Origin of the sequence: Microbacterium sp. F2 (genome assembly GCF_052274505.1) — a bacterium.
Classification (GTDB): Bacteria; Actinomycetota; Actinomycetes; order Actinomycetales; family Microbacteriaceae; genus Microbacterium.
In genome coordinates this window covers 37783-53997 of sequence record NZ_JBNVBV010000001.1, presented here as the reverse complement: position 1 = coordinate 53997, position 16215 = coordinate 37783, and the positions used below count along the sequence as shown (strand labels likewise).

Below are 16215 nucleotides of genomic sequence, written 5' to 3'. Positions count from 1 at the left end.
CCTCCGCATGGGAGGGGCCTTCGGCGTGAAATGCAGCAGGACTCAGAAGTCCATGCCGCCCGACGGGTCGGCGGGCATGGCCGGAGCCTTCTCGGGCTTGTCGGCGACGACGGCCTCGGTCGTGAGGAACAGCGCGGCAATCGACGCGGCGTTCTGCAGAGCCGAGCGGGTCACCTTGGCCGGGTCGATGATGCCCTGTGCGAACAGGTCACCGTACTCACCGGTCGCAGCGTTGAGGCCGAATCCGGGCTCGAGCTCGGAGACCTTGTTGGCCACAACACCGGGCTCCATGCCTGCGTTGAGGGCGATCTGCTTCAGCGGCGCCTCGATGGCAACGCGCACGATGTTCGCGCCCGTTGCCTCGTCACCGGTGAGCTCGAGAGTCTCGAACGCCTTCTTGCCGGCCTGGATGAGAGCGACGCCACCACCGGGGACGATGCCCTCCTCGACGGCTGCCTTCGCGTTGCGAACGGCGTCCTCGATGCGGTGCTTGCGCTCCTTGAGCTCGACCTCGGTAGCAGCTCCGGCCTTGATGACGGCAACGCCACCGGCCAGCTTCGCCAGGCGCTCCTGCAGCTTCTCGCGGTCGTAGTCGCTGTCGGTGTTGTCGATCTCACGACGGATCTGGGTCACGCGACCCTCGATGAGCGCGGCGTCGCCGGCACCCTCGACGATCGTGGTCTCGTCCTTCGTGATGATGACCTTGCGGGCGCGGCCGAGGAGGTCCAGCGTCGCGTTCTCGAGCTTGAGGCCCACCTCTTCGGTGATGACCTGGCCACCCGTGAGGATCGCGATGTCCTGCAGCTGAGCCTTGCGGCGGTCGCCGAAGCCGGGAGCCTTGACGGCAGCCGACTTGAAGATGCCACGGATCTTGTTGAGCACGAGGGTAGCGAGAGCCTCACCCTCGACATCCTCAGCGATGATCAGGAGTTCCTTGCCGTCCTGGATCACCTTGTCGACGATCGGCAGCAGGTCCTTGATGCTCGAGATCTTCTGGTTGGCGATCAGGATGTAGGGGTCCTCGAAGACCGCTTCCTGACGCTCGGGGTCGGTCACGAAGTAGGGGTTCAGGTAGCCCTTGTCGAAGCGCATACCCTCGGTCAGCTCGAGCTCGGTGCCGAACGTGTTCGACTCCTCGACCGTGACAACGCCTTCCTTGCCCACCTTGTCGATGGCCTCGGCGATCAGGGCGCCGATCTCGGGGTCAGCTGCAGAGATCGACGCGGTAGCGGCGATCTGCTCCTTGGACTCGACTTCCTTCGCACCAGCGAGCAGCTCATCGGTGACGGCCTTGACGGCCTTCTCGATGCCCTTCTTGAGCGAAATCGGGTCGGCGCCGGCCGCGACGTTGCGCAGGCCCTCGCGCACGAGCGCCTGAGCGAGCACGGTTGCGGTCGTGGTGCCGTCACCGGCGACGTCGTCGGTCTTCTTGGCGACTTCCTTGACGAGTTCCGCGCCGATCTTCTCGTACGGGTCGTCGAGCTCGATCTCCTTGGCGATCGAAACGCCGTCGTTCGTGATGGTGGGGGCTCCCCACTTCTTCTCGAGCACGACGTTGCGGCCGCGGGGGCCGAGCGTCACCTTGACGGCGTCGGCGAGGGTGTTCAGGCCGCGCTCGAGGCCGCGACGGGCCTCCTCGTCGAAAGCGATCATCTTTGCCATGTGTGTCGTCCCTCCCGGACGGGGCTAGGTCTTAGCACTCACCGATCTGGAGTGCTAACCCATTCTGGCACTCGCCCATGGGGAGTGCAAGCCGCGCGCGACGAAGACGACGAAGAGACGGATGCCGCGGCATCCGTCTCTTCGGAAACTCAGTCGACGCGGTCTCTAGACCACGCGGACCGACTCCGCCTGCGGGCCCTTCTGGCCCGTCCCGACGGTGAATTCGACCTTCTGTCCCTCTTCGAGAACACGGAAACCGGTCATGTCGATGTTCGAGTAATGGACGAACACGTCTTGACCGTCATCGACGGTGATGAAGCCGTATCCCTTCTCGGCGTTGAACCACTTCACGGTGCCTTGGGCCATGGGTACTCCTGATGCTGGTAGGACACCGTCATCGTATGCACCGGAATCGACCCGAAACGATCGCCGAGCGAAGTATTGACACGCGCGTCTTCACCTTGTTACGGCCCGGAAACACGCGGGCCGCGCCGGTCAGTTCGTCGGCTCGGGAGTGGGGACACCGGCCGCGGATCGGTCGAGGCCGATGACGATCGTGAGTTGCTTCGTGGCGCCTTCGTCGGCCTCGGTCGCGGGGTCGTCGGTCGGCTGATAAATGGTGCTTTGCGCAACCGCGGCCCCGCCGATGACGTTCGCGAGCCCCAAGGCGGCCGCGTAGTCGGCGTCCGTCGCGTAGTAGACCGTCGTCTCGGGGAAGTCGTCGGTTCCGGCCTGCCCGGCCAGAACGGTCTCGGGGACCCACCCGGCTGCGATGAGCTGGTCTTTCAGCTGCGTGGCAAGCCCGGTCTCGGGCGTCGCGTTGAGAATCAGGATCGAATAGGACGTGTCGACGACGGGGTCCACCGTGACCGTCGGGGTGGGTTCGGGAGCGGGTTCAGGAAACAGCACGATGCGCCCCGAAACCACGAACATTGCGAAGATACCGACAGCGATCAGGATGACGGTGGCCAGCGCCGCCCAGAAGAAGACGACTCCGCCGCGCATGTGTGGCTGCTCCGCGCGGTGCGCACCGACCCGACCGACGTCCTCGGGTAGGTCGTCGAATCGATCGCGCGGGAACTCGGAGGTCGGCATCAGACGATCGTACCGATGCCGCCTACCGAAACCGTGCGTGTCCGCCCGGCAGAGTCCCCGCTCGCTGGACCGGAGCGCTTGCTTCCCCGGGCGCTCTCCCGGAGCCTGCGCAGTCGTCCCATGAGCAGCGGGTCGTATGCCTGCGCATCGACCGAATCCAGCATCCGCACCAGCAACTGGTAGTAGCGGGCCGGCGACATACCTAACGTCTGGCGGATCTGCTCTTCTTTTGCCCAGCCGCGAAGCCGACACGACGACTCGAAGTCGAGGATCGCGCGCTCACGCTCGTTCAGGGGCACGGTGAGAGGTTATCGGCGAGCGCCGACATCCGGTGCGCGCCACTCCACCCACGCGCCGAGTGGGTCGACGACGGCGAGCGCGCGCTCGTCCATACCCAAGACGAAGCCGGGCCAACTCGCGGCATCCGCACCCCAGCGGTCGTGAAGCCCGGGCGGATCGATCGAGAGCCAGTGCGTGCCGGGGCGGGCGGAGCGAACTGCGTCTATGTGGTTGCAGAGCTGCATGCGTCCGGCCCGGGCGATGTGGGGCAGCACCCCGGGCGTGGTCACGACCAGCGCGGCGTCGCCGGGTGCTTCGGCTGCAAGCTCCGCGAGGATGCCGTCGGCGGTGGCGTCTCCTGACATGAGCGTCGGGGGTTCCCCACGCACGACGTCGAGCGCCGCGACGATCCGCTCGCGTCGCCCCTGCTCCCCCGGCCAGACGAGCGAGGTCAGAAACCGTCGGTCGATGTCGGATGCCGCGTCCAGTGGCGCCAGGTCGATACCGGCACGCCACACGACCTCCGGCAGACGCAGACGTGGCAGGCCCCGGGCGCCGCTACGAAGCACAACGGGCGATGGGCCACCGGCCGGGTCGAGGTCCTGTCCGTTCTCGTACCGGTACGAGTAGCGATCGGGGTAGAGACACAGGCCTGCGCTCGCACCGACCTCGAGGAGTGCGATCGGGCCGTCGATGAGGCTCAGCGCGGGCAGGAGAGCCGCGCATCGCAGCGGTTCGTTGGTCTGCAGCCCGCGCGCGACGCACTCGGCCGCGACCTCGTCGATGTTGGCCGCCAGCCACTGCGCCCACGCCGCGTAGCCGCCCTCCGCCGCTCCCAGCATCCTGGTCACCGCGAACACGAGCGGAGGCTGTCGCCGATCGGCGGGGATACGCGCGAGCAGCAGCTGCGTGTCAGTATCGGCCGCCACGCCTGAGGCCCATTCCTCATACAGATCAGAGCGGCCCGGCGCTTCCTCGGCCGCGAAACGGCGGTATCGCTCAGCGACGCGGCCGGCCTCGGCATCCGGGGATGACACCATGCCCCCATTCTGGAACAGGCCGCATCCGGTCGGTGCCGCATCCCGGGTCACCTCCCTCGTCCTATCCCTCGTCGCAACGGCGAACGACACGCACGACACGCCGGCAGCGGATGCCACGAGCCGGGGTGTCGCACGGATGCTGCGCCGTTGCGACCGAGGCTGGCGCGCCGGATTCACGGCCAATCTGCGACGTCGAGCGGAACAGTCCGTCGCCACTTCGTGTTGACTTGGGTAAGGAGGAACAATGTCCTATCGCACCGAGAAGTCCGAGTCCGAGTGGCGCGCAGAGCTCAGCGCCGATCAGTACGCGGTGTTGCGCGAAGCAGCAACCGAGCGTCCCTGGACCGGTGAGCTGCTCGACGAGAGTCGCGCCGGCCTGTACGCCTGCGCCGCCTGCGGAAACGAGCTGTTCAAGAGCGGCACGAAGTTCGACTCGCACTGCGGGTGGCCGAGCTTCTACGAGTCGGTTCGCCCCGAAGCTGTCGAACTCATCGAAGACCGCACCCACGGCATGGTGCGCACCGAGGTGCGGTGTGCGCAGTGCGGCTCCCACCTCGGGCACGTCTTCCCCGACGGGTTCGGCACGCCCACGGGCGACCGCTACTGCATGAACTCGATTGCGCTGAGCTTCACACCCGAAGAGTCCTGACGGCCCGCCGGCCTCACGCTCGCGCCCCCGGCCGTGCGTGAGGCCACGGCACGACCACGATGGCAACTGACGTAACCGCGATGAGAGCCACCAGCACCTCGTGCTCCAGGCCGGGGCTCGCCGGCGCCGGCCAGATCGCATCCAGAACAAGAGCCGTCGCGAGCTGCCCGACCACCGAGCCGAGCACGAGCAACAGGACGCCCGTCCGGCGCACAAGAGCAGCAGATAGCAGGATGTAGCCGACTCCCAGCGCTCCGCCCGTGTAGGGCCACGGATCGCTCGGCCACCGCTCAGGCAACCCGACGACCGCAACGTGAACGGCAGCGATCAGCACGAGTGCGATCGTTCCGCCGACGAAGTTGACCGCCGTCGCAGCTATCGCTGAGCCGGTCGCGCCGCGAAGCCGACCGTTCGTGGCCTGCTGCCAGGCAACGCCGCCCCCGGCGAGGAACGGCAAGAGCAGCATCCACCAGGGAACGCCGGTGAGGTTTCCGCCGGTCACCGATATCCCCACGGCGAGAAGGGCGACGGCGCCGCCGACGACGCGCCGAATCGTGACCGGCACCACGCCGGACGGACCGTAACCGATGCGGTCGATCACGACGCCGAAGACGATCTGACCTGCCACGAATCCGACGGTGAACAGGGACACACCGATGATGCCCGCGGTGATGCTCTGGCTGGACACTGTGAAGGCTCCCGCAAGGCCGCCTGCCAGCATCCACCATCGGATGCCGCCACCGCGGATGCCATCACGCAGCGCGCCGAGCCCGCGGCGGCCCGCGGGCGTGAGTGCGGCGATGACGGCGATGAGCACGAGGCCGGAACCGAACGAGAACGCCGCTGCGAGAGTGCTGTCGTCAATGCGGTGACCGAGTTGCCCGTTCGCCCGAACCTGGAGCGCCGTGAGCGCACCGACGAGGGCAGTACCGAGGAGCCCGAGGGCCGTCGCTGCTCTGCCGGACGTCACCGGTTCATTCTGCCGGACATGGTGACGTGGAGCCGACGACGGGACGTGAACCCGTAACCGCCCGATGACAACGTCCGGTCGGCATCCGAATACGGCGCCCGCTAGACGGAGAAAAGTTTGGAGCCGACGACGGGACGTGAACCCGTAACCGCCCGATGACAACGTCCGGTCGGCATCCGAATACGGCGCCCGCTAGACGGAGAAAAGTTTGGAGCCGACGACGGGACGTGAACCCGTAACCGCCCGATGACAACGTCCGGTCGGCATCCGAATACGGCGCCCGCTAGACGGAGAAAAGTTTGGAGCCGACGACGGGACTTGAACCCGTAACCGCCCGATTACAAGTCGGGTGCGCTACCAATTGCGCCACGTCGGCAGAGCGCCCAGTCTATCGGGGCGCCGAGGTGCTCCCCGTCTCAGGGGGTGGGCGTCGGTGTCGGCGACGGGGTCTGGTAGTACGCGTCGGAATCGATCGTCAGCACGAACTGGGCAAACTCTTTCGGGTTGTCGAGCGCACCCACGTAGACGGATCCGTTGACGAGCACGAGCGGTGTGCCGGTGAGCTGCACGCCGTCGGTGTCGGGGATCGCCTCGACCGCTCGTTCCGTTGCCTTCTTGGCCCACGAAAGGAAGTCGCCGTTTTCGATGCACGCCCGCACGACCTTGGGGCTTGAAACACCGGATGCCTGCGCAATGTCGGCAAGTTCGGTGTCGGAGTATCCGTCCGCGTCGACATCCGGCTGCTGCTCGAGCAACGCATTGTTGAACTTGAAGAACGCTTCGGGGGCGTGGGTGGCAACGCACGCGGACGCCGCCGCGGCGCGCAGTGAGTACTTCGTGCCGTTGGACTTCGCTGTGAGCATCGCCACCGGGTAGTAGGTCAGGCTGACCGCGCCCTCGTTGACCCACGTCGACAGCTGCGCCGCGTTGGCAAGCTGGAACTCGGCTGAGCCGGTCGAGAGGTAGTCGACGTAAACCCGGATCTCGATCTCGGGAGCCTCGGTGGCGACTGCGGTCGGCTCGGGCGTCGCAGTGGTTGTCGCGCCGGCCTCAGTGGAGGTGCTGTCATTGACGCCCTCCTGCGCGATGACCAGGCCACCGACGTCGGTCACGGCGAATCCGTCGGCCTTGGCGGCGGCGGGGCTGAGCGCGCTCGTCGATGTGGTCGATGTCACCGCCCAGGTAACTGAGACGGCGATGACAGCGACGACAGCGACGATTCCCACGCCGATGATCCCGGCACGGATGCGGCGCGCTCGCGTCTGCTTCGCGTGAACCAGCTGCGCTTTCTCGCGGACCGCCTCGCGACGGTCGCGAGCCTCGGGCGCCGTAGGCTGCTCGCCGCTGGGCGTCTGATCGCTCGACATGAAACCTCTTCACACAACAGGGGTCGGGCCGTACCCGACAGGGGGCCGTGCTGACGGCCGGGGGGTGCCGCTCAGGTGACGACCACCGCCCACGATGCTAGCCAGAGAGCCTGGGAAAAGCCCAGACATGACGCCCGTTCCGGTGTGATCTTCCCGGGAAGCTGCGCGGTTCGGAGGCAGCGACTACTCGTCGGCATCTTCCTGTTTACCGCGCATCACCAGCAACGGGTCGGGCGTTCCCACGACCTCGAGATCCTTGTCGTCGTAGTCGAACTGCCCGAGGAAGAACTTCATCGCGTTGACCCGAGCGCGCTTCTTGTCGTTGGAGCGGATGATCGTCCAGGGCGCGTACTTCTTGTCAGTACGGCGGAACATCTCCTCCTTCGCGACCGTGTACTCGGTCCACTTGTCCAGCGAGGCGATGTCCATGGGCGATAACTTCCAGCGGCGCACCGGGTCGAGTTGACGCAGCGCGAACCGCGTGCGCTGCTCGGTGCGCGAGACCGAGAACCAGAACTTCGTCAGATGGATGCCGGATTCCACCAGCATCCGTTCGAACGAGGGAGTCTGCTCCATGAACGTCTCGTACTCGGCATCCGAGCAGAACCCCATGACCCGCTCGACACCGGCTCGGTTGTACCAAGACCTGTCGAACATGACGATCTCGCCGGATGTCGGGAAGTGCTGGATGTAGCGCTGGTAGTACCACTGTCCCTGCTCGCGATCGCTGGGCTTGGCCAGCGCCACGACCCGCGCAGATCGGGGGTTGAGGTGCTCGGTGAACCGTTTGATCGTGCCGCCCTTCCCGGCGGCATCCCGCCCCTCGAACAGGATGATGGCCCGGCCACCGGTGTCGTCGAGCCAGTACTGGAACTTCAGCAGCTCGACCTGCAGGCGATACTTCTCGAGCTCGTACTCGTCGCGGGTCATGCGGTCGGCGTACGGATACCCCTCCTGCCACGTGTAGACGGGATTGCCCTGGGGGTCGATCAGGTCGGGGTCTGGGGTGTGCCCGTCGCGCACGGTGTAGCCGTTCTCGCGCAGGTACTCGATGTAGGCCCGCATATCGCCGGCGGGGACGTTCTCGAACATGGCAGCCTCCGACGGCGCGGTTCGCATCGTCCGCGCCGTGTTCGCATTCTCACCCACGAGAGGGCGAAGCACGAGCCGTGGCGCCACGTCGGGGTGAACATCAGGTGACGATCGCACCCGCCGCCCCCGCGATCGGCCGTGTAAGGCTGGGGTCATGAGAATCGTGGTGACCGGCTCGACCGGAAAGCTCGGAAGTGTCGTTGTTCGAGAACTGAGCGCGGCGGGGCACGAGGTGATCGGCTTCGACATCTCGGGCCGCCCCCAGCCGGGCTTCCTGCAGGTCGACCTCACCGATTACGGGCAGGTGATCGACGCCCTCGCGGGCCTCGGCGATCGCGACGAGCGGGGGCTGGATGCCGTCGTTCACCTCGCCGCTATCCCGGCACCCGGCATCCGTTCGGAGGTCGCGGTCTTCCACAACAACATGGCGGCGACGTTCAACGTCTTCTGGGCCAGCGTCAGGCTCGGCATCCGACGCCTCGTCTACGCCTCCAGCGAGACCGTTCTGGGCCTGCCCTTCGACGTGCCGCCGCCGTACGTTCCGGTCGACGAGGAGTACGAGCCGCGCCCCGAGAGCGTGTATTCGCTCGTGAAGACCCTCGAAGAGCGGATGGCCCGGGAGCTCGTGCGGTGGCATCCGGATCTGTCGATCACGGCGCTGCGGTTCTCGAACGTTATGGTTCCGGAGGATTACGCCGCCTTCCCCGGCTTCGACGAAGACGCACGGGCCCGCAAATGGAATCTGTGGGGCTACATCGATGCGCGCGACGGGTCGCAGGCCATCGCGCGTGCACTCACGGTCGCACCCGTCGGGTTCGAGCAGTACATCATCGCCGCGGCCGACACCGTGATGTCGCGTCCGAACGCTGAGCTTCTGGCCGAGGTCTTCCCCGATGTGCCGGTCGCCCGCGAGGTCGGCCCGAACGAGACACTGCTGTCGATCGAGAAGGCCAGACGGATGCTGGGCTACGCGCCACAGCACTCCTGGCGCGACGGCCACTGAGCCCCTGGCGCGACGGTCACTGACGGCGGGGCCCGCTCAGTGGCCGCTCCCAGGTGGGAGTGGCATACTGAGCGATGCGCCCGATGACGGGCGTGCGGGCCAAGCCCCCGCTCATCCTCACAACGGATCGTCCGGCACGTACCTGCCGGTGAAGGAGAAGAAGAAATGGCGTCAGTCACCTTTGACAACGCAACCCGCCTCTACCCTGGCGGAACCCGCCCGGCAGTCGACAAGCTCAACCTCGAAGTGGGCGACGGCGAGTTCCTCGTTCTGGTCGGCCCCTCGGGTTGCGGTAAGTCCACCTCGCTGCGCATGCTCGCCGGCCTCGAAGAGGTCAACTCGGGCCACATCCGCATCGGCGAGCGCGACGTCACCGACGTTCCGCCGAAGGACCGCGACATCGCGATGGTGTTCCAGAACTACGCGCTGTACCCCCACATGACGGTCGCCGAGAACATGGGCTTCGCCCTGAAGATCGCCGGCGTCAACAAGGATGAGCGCGCCTCGCGCGTTCTCGAGGCAGCCAAGCTCCTCGACCTCGAGCAGTACCTCGACCGTAAGCCCAAGGCCCTCTCGGGTGGTCAGCGTCAGCGTGTCGCCATGGGCCGCGCCATCGTGCGTCAGCCGCAGGTATTCCTCATGGACGAGCCGCTGTCGAACCTCGACGCGAAGCTGCGTGTGCAGACCCGTACGCAGATCGCGTCGCTGCAGCGACGCCTCGGCGTCACGACCGTCTACGTGACCCACGACCAGACCGAGGCCCTCACGATGGGTGACCGGATCGCGGTCCTCAAGGACGGCATCCTGCAGCAGGTCGGCAGCCCGCGTGACCTGTACGAGGCCCCGAAGAACGTGTTCGTCGCCGGCTTCATCGGCTCCCCCGCCATGAACCTCTTCCCGGTCGACGTCGTCGAGGGCGGTGTCAACTTCGGCACACACCTGGTCCCTGTCGAGCGCGATGTGCTCGCCAAGGCCACCGGTAAGGAGCTGACGATCGGCGTCCGCCCCGAGGACATCGACGTGTCCCCTGCCGATGGCAAGGGCCTCTCGGTGGTCGTGGACCTCGTGGAAGAGCTCGGCGCCGACGGCTACCTGTATGGCCACTCGGAGATCGACGGCAAGCGGACGGACATCGTCGCTCGCGTCGACGGCCGTAACCACCCGAACGCGGGCGAGACCGTCGTGTTGGCGCCGATTCTCGACCACGTTCACCTGTTCGACATCGAGTCGGGCGAGCGCTTGTCCGAGAAGGCCGTCGCCTCGGCCTGATCACCACTACCTCGTGACGGCGCGGATGTCTCAGACGTCCGCGCCGTCACGCACGTAAGCCCCGGATGCGGAGAAACGGATGTCGTCCACGCAGCTCTCGATCACCGCGAGCACCGTCGACCCTGGCCTTCTGACCCTGCCGTGGTCGGTGCCGCTCGTGGAGTGGCCGTCCGAGACGATCGTGTCGCTCCCGAAGGGCATCTCACGACACACCGTGCGGTTTGCGAGTCTGTCGGGCCGCGTGGTGGCCATCAAGGAGACCACCGAGGAGATGGCGCGGCGTGAATATGACATGCTCGGCAACCTCGACCGGCTGGATGCGCCGTGCGTCGACCGTGTTGCCGTGATCGCCGGGCGCCGTGACGAGAACGGCGAACCGTTGCCGGCTGCCCTGGTGACCTCTCATCTGAAGTTCTCCCTCCCCTACCGGGCGCTGTTCACGCAGGTCCTGCGACCGACAACGGCAACCCGCCTCGTCGACGCCCTCGCGGTGCTCCTGGTCCGCCTCCACAACGTCGGATTCTTCTGGGGCGACGTGTCGCTGTCGAACACACTCTTCCGCCGCGATGCTGGAGCCTTCGCGGCGTACCTCGTTGATGCCGAGACCGGTGAGCTGCACGAGAGCGGGCTCACGGCAGGGCAGCGCGAGCATGACCTTGATGTGGCGCGCACCAACATCGCCGGCGAGATCATGGATCTGGAGGCCGGGGGGCGTCTTGAGGGCGGGGTGGATGCCGTTGAGATCGCCGACGGCATCATGAGCGCTTACCGGTCGCTGTGGCGCGAGCTCACCGAGATCGAGACGTTCGAAGCGCGCGAAGCCTGGCGCATCACCGAGCGCGTCGAACGACTCAACGAGCTCGGCTTCGATATCGGCGAGATGTCGATGCAGACGACAGCCGACGGTACCCGAGTGTCCATCCAGCCGAAGGTCGTGGATGCCGGACACCACCAGCGTCGCCTCATCCGTCTCACCGGGCTCGACGTCGAGGAGAACCAGGCTCGGCGACTGCTCAACGACCTCGACGAGTTCCAGGCGCGCGGCTCACGCGCGGGCGATGACGAAGAGATGGTCGCCCACGAGTGGCTCACCCGGGTCTTCGAGCCCGTCATCCGGGCAATCCCCTTCGACCTGCGCTCCAAGCTCGAACCGGCTGAGGTGTACCACCAGTTCCTCGAGCACCGGTGGTACATGTCGCAGGCCCGCGGGCAGTCGGTCCCCGTTGCCGAGGCCGTCACCAGCTACATCGACGATGTGCTGAGATTCCGCCGCGACGAAGCAACGGTGATGGGCCCGCCCACCGACACCCTCGCCATCCCGATCGTGACGGATGCCATCCCGATCAGTTCCAGCCCGTCAACCGGTCCGACCGACTGGCGCGACCTGGTCTGAGATGCGTCGGCTCAGTAGCCGACGGTGAAGCGGCCGCGCACGTGCTGCGGGTTCTCGATCTCATCGAGCACCGCGACGGCGAGGTCGGCTCCCGAGATGAAGGATTCGCCGTCGGCATCCGTGACGATGACGTCACCGCCGGTGCGGTAGGTCCCCGTGCGCTCCCCCGGGTTCCACGCGCCGAAGCCACCGGCCGGGTGGATGAAGAACCAGTCACGACCAGAGGTGTCGGCCTGCAGATCCTCCAGGATGTCGATGGCCTCCTGCGCTTCGGGTTTGAACTCTTCGGGGAAGCCGCTGTCGATCACACGCGGCCCACCGGGAGCGACGAGGCTCCCGCCTGCACCACCGATGATGCCGATGCGCACGTCGCCGGGGAGCACCGACAGCAACTGCTGGATCGCAGGGCGCACCTTGCCGAGCATGTCTCCGCGACCGGGGATCGCGCCTACGATGACATCGACGCCTGCGAGCTCCGCAACAAGACCCGGGATATCGAGCAGGGTCCCCTCGATGTACGTGGCACCGTGGACCCGCTCTGCCGGCGCGACCCGCGCGACGGAAACAACAGTGTGACCGCGATCAACCGCTTCCTTCACGATGTGTGAACCGGCGTAGCCGGTTCCTCCGAGTACTGCGATGCGGGCCATGGTGATCCTTCCGTCGATGGAGCGGCAGAGGGCCGCCCGGGGAACCAACCCCGGGCACTGCTCGCCGTACTCCATCTTCGCGCGGATGCAAGTCCCGCGCGAAGCAGCACTCAGATGAGGATCGAGACCGGGTTCTCGATCCGGCGCTGGAAAGCGGCAAGCCATTGCGCCGCCAGAGCACCGTCGAGCACCCGGTGATCGGCCGAGAGCGTCACGGTCATCATCGTGGCGACCTCGATGGTGTCATCAGCACCCACGACCGGCCGTTTCTCCGCCACACCGACAGCGAGGATGCCTGCCTGGGGTGGGTTCAGGATCGCGGAGAACTCGCTGATCCCGTACATCCCGAGGTTCGAGACCGAGAACGAGCCGCCCTCGAGTTCGTGCTGCTTGATCCGCCCGGCCCGGGCACGGTCGGCGAGGTCACGGACCGTGGCGCTCAGTTCGCTCAGCGGCATCCGATCGACTCCGCGCACGACGGGTGTGAGAAGACCCCCGTCGACCGATACTGCTACCGCGATGTCCACCGAAGAGAACCGCCGCGTCGCATCGGGTGTCCAGATCGCGTTGGCTTCGGGGACCTCGCGCAGCGCAGCGGCGACAGCCTTCACGACCAGATCGTTGACCGACACCTTGCCGACGTCTGCCGCGTTGATCTGGCGACGCAGCTCGAGCAGCGCGTCCACCCGGCAGTGCGCGACGAGGTAGAAGTGCGGCACCGTCGTCTTGCTTTCGGTCAGTCGACGCGCGATGGCGCGCCGCATACCGGTGTGGGGGATGTCGGTGGACGGCGCGTCCGTGGATGCCACCACAGGCGCCGCTGCAGGTTCAGCGGCCTCGGAGACGGCGGGGGCGCCGTCGAGGTCGCGCCGCACAATGCGTCCGTTGGGCCCCGTACCCTCGATCGTGGCGAGGTCGATCTCTCGCTCGCGTGCAAGGCGCCGAACCAGGGGCGTTGCGAAGATCCGCGCTTGCGAGGATCGGGCACCGGCCGATCCATCGCCGGGCTCGAGGTCGACAGATGCGGCCACTCCCGTCTGCGTACCTGCCTGAGCAGCATCCGCGGAGCGTGTCTGCTGCGGCGGCGTAGCCTCGGGCATCGTCTCATCCTGCGCTCCGTCGACCGGCCGTGACCGCGCGTTCAAGGCTCCCGCGGCAGCGATCGCCTCATCTGCCGATTCACCGGGCGCCCCGAGAACCGCGATCGACGAACCAACACTCGTGGACTCGCCCTCGGCGATGAGAAGAGCGGCAACGACGCCGGCTTCCTCGGCCTCGTATTCGACGACGGCCTTCTCGGTCTCGATCTCGGCGATGGGCTGCCCCTTGGCTACCTCATCGCCGACGGCGACCAGCCACGTTTGCACGGCGGCGACTCCTGTACCGGTGGCGATCTCGGGCATGCGGATGATCGTCGCCATCATCGGCCTCCCCACGCGGCACGGACCCGGTCGAGCCCGGCGATGACCTCCTCGGTCCGCGCGATGGCGGCGCGCTCGAGCACCCGGGAGATGCTGGGGCTCGCTTCGCCTCCCGTCACTCGCTCGACGGGCTGGTCGAGCCAGTCGAACAAGCGGCGCTGGATCTCGTCGGCAAGCCACGCACCGTAGGAGGTGCCGCGAGCGCCCTGTTCGACGATGAGGACGGCGTTCGTCTTGCGCACACTCTCTTCGATGGTCGTCCAGTCCAGCGAGGCTCGGTCGAGCCATCGTAGGTCGATGACCTCCGCGTCGATGCCGGTCTGCTCGACGGCCTCGAGCGTGTGCCCGACCATCGAGAGGTAGCTGAGGATCGTGACGTCCGACCCTTCGCGGCGCACCGCAGCATGACCGGGGGGCAGAATGCCGTCGAGCTCACCCTCGGGCACGGCGGATGCTGTGTTGTACAGATCGACGTGTTCGATCACGAGCACCGGGTCATCCAGCGCGAGCGCCGCGTTCATGAGACCGACGTAGTCCGCCGCGGTCGAGGGCGCAACGATCCGCCATCCGGGTGCGGTCGCGAACAGACCAGCCGGATCCATCAGGTGTTGCGAGCCGTATCCCGACCCCATCGCGACCTTGGTTCGCAACACGAGCGGAACAGGGTTGTCCCCGCCGAACATGTGCCGCGCCTTGCCGACCTGATTGAAGACCTGGTCAGCCGCCACCCACATGAAGTCGGGATACATGAACTCCACGACCGGTCGGAACCGCCCGTCCAGCGCCAGTCCACCAGCGAGCCCGAAGAAGCCGTTCTCACTGATCGGTGTACCCACGACCCGATCCGGGAATCGATCCGCCAATCCCTTCGTCGCGCCGTTCGTCCCGCCCTTGAGTCGGTGGACATCCTCGCCGAGCACCACGATCCGCTCATCGGTTTCCATCCGTCGGGCCATGACCTCCGCAACGGCGTCGACGAACGTGATCTCGCGTGTCGCCGGCGCGTCGAGGATGGGCAGATCCGCCAACTCACTGGCATCCCCGCGGATGCCGACATCGACGAAACTCGGATCCGGCCACAGCTCGGGGCGGATGCGGCGCCGCCCCTCCCGCTCGGGGTCCGCCTCGACGAGCACAGCGACCGCTGCATCCATCGCCGCCCGCGACCGGGCGCGCAGCTGCGTCACGTCGTCGTCGGTGATCTGACCGAGCTTCTGCATCTCGGCAGCGACCCGGGTCAGCGGATCGCGATCACGCCACTGCGCTTCCTCCTGCTTGGTGCGGTAGCCGAACGCGCTCCCCGGGTAGGGCCCGTTCTGATGGAAGTAGCGATAGACCTCGGCCTCGATGATGGTGGCGCCCCCGCCGGCGCGCATGGTCTCGGCAGCCTCGACTATCGCGAGGTGGACCGCGAGCGGGTCCATTCCGTCGACCCGCCAACCGGGGATGGAGAAGCCCTGCCCCCGCACCGAGAGTCGCGTGTCAGCGGTGATCTCGTCCACGTGCGTCGACACCGCGTACATGTTGTTCTCGATGAAGAAGCAGACCGGCAGCTTCCACGCAGAGCCGAGGTTCATCGATTCGAGCACGGAGCCGATCTGGCTCGCGCCGTCGCCGAAGTAGTTCACGGTCAGATCGGTCGTACCGGCGTGCTTCTGGGCCCATGCGTTGCCCGTGGCCATCGGTGCGCCTCCGCCCACGATCGCGTTGGTACCGAGAGCTCCAGCTTCGAACCACTGCAGGTGCATCGATCCCCCGCGCCCGCGACAGTAGCCCTGTGCCAGACCCAGAATCTCGGCGAGCGTTCGTTGCAGAACCGTCTGAATCTCGGGCGTGACAGGATCGCGGGGGTCGATCCTGGCCCCCGTGACGTGCGTCAACGCCTTCGCGAGGAACTGGTGATGGCCTCGGTGTGAGCCGTTCACGGCATCCGTCGAGCGAAGACCCACGATCGATCCGACCGCGCCGCCTTCCTGGCCGATGCTGGAGTGCGCCGGTCCGTGGACAAGCCCTTCCGCGGCGAGCGCGAGCACGGTCTCTTCGAAAGCCCGGATGAGGTGGAGTTCGGCGAGCATCGTCCCGAGCAGAGCTGGATCGGCAGCCTTCCAGTCGGCGGCGGTCGTCGTCAGCTGAATCCAGTCGGTGCCGGTTTCCAGTCGTCTGCGTCGCGGCATTTCGCCCATCCTCGCGTCGTTGCGTGTTCAGACCGTGTGTCTGCTGAGACTGTACGGCTGATTGCATCCAATCTCAAGCTTGAGCGCCAGGAATCGGACTCCTCATTGAGCAGCAACTGTGAATCTGGATACAATCGGGCCGCGGCGCCTG

15 protein-coding genes and 1 tRNA gene are annotated in these 16215 nt (G+C 66.7%); 4 read left to right on the top strand and 12 right to left on the bottom strand.

Features of this window, described 5'->3' with window-relative positions:
- Positions 1–42: 42 nt before the first annotated feature.
- The 5 genes from groL to ACQVDU_RS00240 form a co-directional block, all read right to left on the bottom strand.
- Positions 43–1662: a chaperonin GroEL gene (gene groL, locus ACQVDU_RS00260; protein ID WP_292709105.1), complete on the bottom strand. Its 1620-nt coding sequence runs from the start codon at positions 1660–1662 to the stop codon at positions 43–45.
- Between the two features lie 165 nt (positions 1663–1827).
- Positions 1828–2028, bottom strand: a complete 201-nt coding sequence (locus tag ACQVDU_RS00255; protein WP_228176859.1) for a cold-shock protein — start codon at positions 2026–2028, stop codon at positions 1828–1830.
- A 129-nt stretch (positions 2029–2157) separates the two neighbouring features.
- On the bottom strand, positions 2158–2757 hold the full coding sequence (locus ACQVDU_RS00250) for a LytR C-terminal domain-containing protein (protein ID WP_300591405.1): 600 nt from the start codon (positions 2755–2757) through the stop codon (positions 2158–2160).
- Positions 2757–3056 (bottom strand): DUF3263 domain-containing protein, encoded by a 300-nt coding sequence (locus tag ACQVDU_RS00245; protein WP_300591406.1) that lies wholly within the window; start codon positions 3054–3056, stop codon positions 2757–2759. Before ACQVDU_RS00245 ends, ACQVDU_RS00250 begins: the two co-directional genes overlap by 1 nt.
- A 9-nt stretch (positions 3057–3065) precedes the next feature.
- Positions 3066–4076: a DUF2332 domain-containing protein gene (locus ACQVDU_RS00240; protein ID WP_443475992.1), complete on the bottom strand. Its 1011-nt coding sequence runs from the start codon at positions 4074–4076 to the stop codon at positions 3066–3068.
- 244 nt (positions 4077–4320) lie between these two features.
- Here ACQVDU_RS00240 and msrB point away from each other — a divergent pair, with 244 nt between their 5' ends.
- Entirely contained in the window at positions 4321–4725 is a 405-nt protein-coding gene (gene msrB / locus ACQVDU_RS00235; RefSeq protein ID WP_363497675.1) for a peptide-methionine (R)-S-oxide reductase MsrB, read from the top strand.
- Between the two features lie 13 nt (positions 4726–4738).
- Here the strand turns inward: msrB and ACQVDU_RS00230 are convergent, their stop codons facing one another.
- The 4 genes from ACQVDU_RS00230 to ppk2 form a co-directional block, all read right to left on the bottom strand.
- Entirely contained in the window at positions 4739–5695 is a 957-nt protein-coding gene (locus tag ACQVDU_RS00230) for a DMT family transporter (RefSeq protein ID WP_443475991.1), read from the bottom strand.
- A gap of 300 nt (positions 5696–5995) precedes the next feature.
- A tRNA-Thr gene (locus ACQVDU_RS00225) sits at positions 5996–6071 on the bottom strand.
- A gap of 40 nt (positions 6072–6111) precedes the next feature.
- On the bottom strand, positions 6112–7062 hold the full coding sequence (locus tag ACQVDU_RS00220) for a DsbA family protein (RefSeq protein ID WP_443475990.1): 951 nt from the start codon (positions 7060–7062) through the stop codon (positions 6112–6114).
- A gap of 183 nt (positions 7063–7245) precedes the next feature.
- Complete coding sequence (gene ppk2 / locus ACQVDU_RS00215; RefSeq protein ID WP_292709120.1) at positions 7246–8154, bottom strand: polyphosphate kinase 2; 909 nt, start codon at positions 8152–8154, stop codon at positions 7246–7248.
- A 154-nt stretch (positions 8155–8308) separates the two neighbouring features.
- Between ppk2 and ACQVDU_RS00210 the strand changes: the two genes are divergently transcribed.
- The 3 genes from ACQVDU_RS00210 (at position 8309) to ACQVDU_RS00200 (ending at position 11819) form a co-directional block, all read left to right on the top strand.
- Entirely contained in the window at positions 8309–9157 is an 849-nt protein-coding gene (locus tag ACQVDU_RS00210; protein ID WP_300591240.1) for an NAD-dependent epimerase/dehydratase family protein, read from the top strand.
- 165 nt (positions 9158–9322) lie between these two features.
- Entirely contained in the window at positions 9323–10426 is a 1104-nt protein-coding gene (locus ACQVDU_RS00205) for an ABC transporter ATP-binding protein (RefSeq protein WP_292709123.1), read from the top strand.
- Positions 10427–10505: 79 nt separating this feature from the next.
- A complete protein-coding gene (locus tag ACQVDU_RS00200) occupies positions 10506–11819 on the top strand; it encodes a DUF4032 domain-containing protein (RefSeq protein WP_292709125.1) in 1314 nt (437 codons plus the stop codon).
- An 11-nt stretch (positions 11820–11830) separates the two neighbouring features.
- On the opposite strand, the gene ACQVDU_RS00195 is transcribed toward ACQVDU_RS00200, so the two are convergent.
- The 3 genes from ACQVDU_RS00195 to ACQVDU_RS00185 form a co-directional block, all read right to left on the bottom strand.
- A complete protein-coding gene (locus ACQVDU_RS00195) occupies positions 11831–12469 on the bottom strand; it encodes an NAD(P)-dependent oxidoreductase (RefSeq protein WP_300591241.1) in 639 nt (212 codons plus the stop codon).
- A gap of 110 nt (positions 12470–12579) precedes the next feature.
- Positions 12580–13890 carry a dihydrolipoamide acetyltransferase family protein gene (locus ACQVDU_RS00190; RefSeq protein ID WP_443475989.1) on the bottom strand — a complete coding sequence of 437 codons (1311 nt, stop codon included), beginning with the start codon at positions 13888–13890 and terminating at the stop codon, positions 12580–12582.
- Positions 13890–16064: an alpha-ketoacid dehydrogenase subunit alpha/beta gene (locus ACQVDU_RS00185; RefSeq protein WP_443475988.1), complete on the bottom strand. Its 2175-nt coding sequence runs from the start codon at positions 16062–16064 to the stop codon at positions 13890–13892. Before ACQVDU_RS00185 ends, ACQVDU_RS00190 begins: the two co-directional genes overlap by 1 nt.
- Positions 16065–16215: the final 151 nt, after the last annotated feature.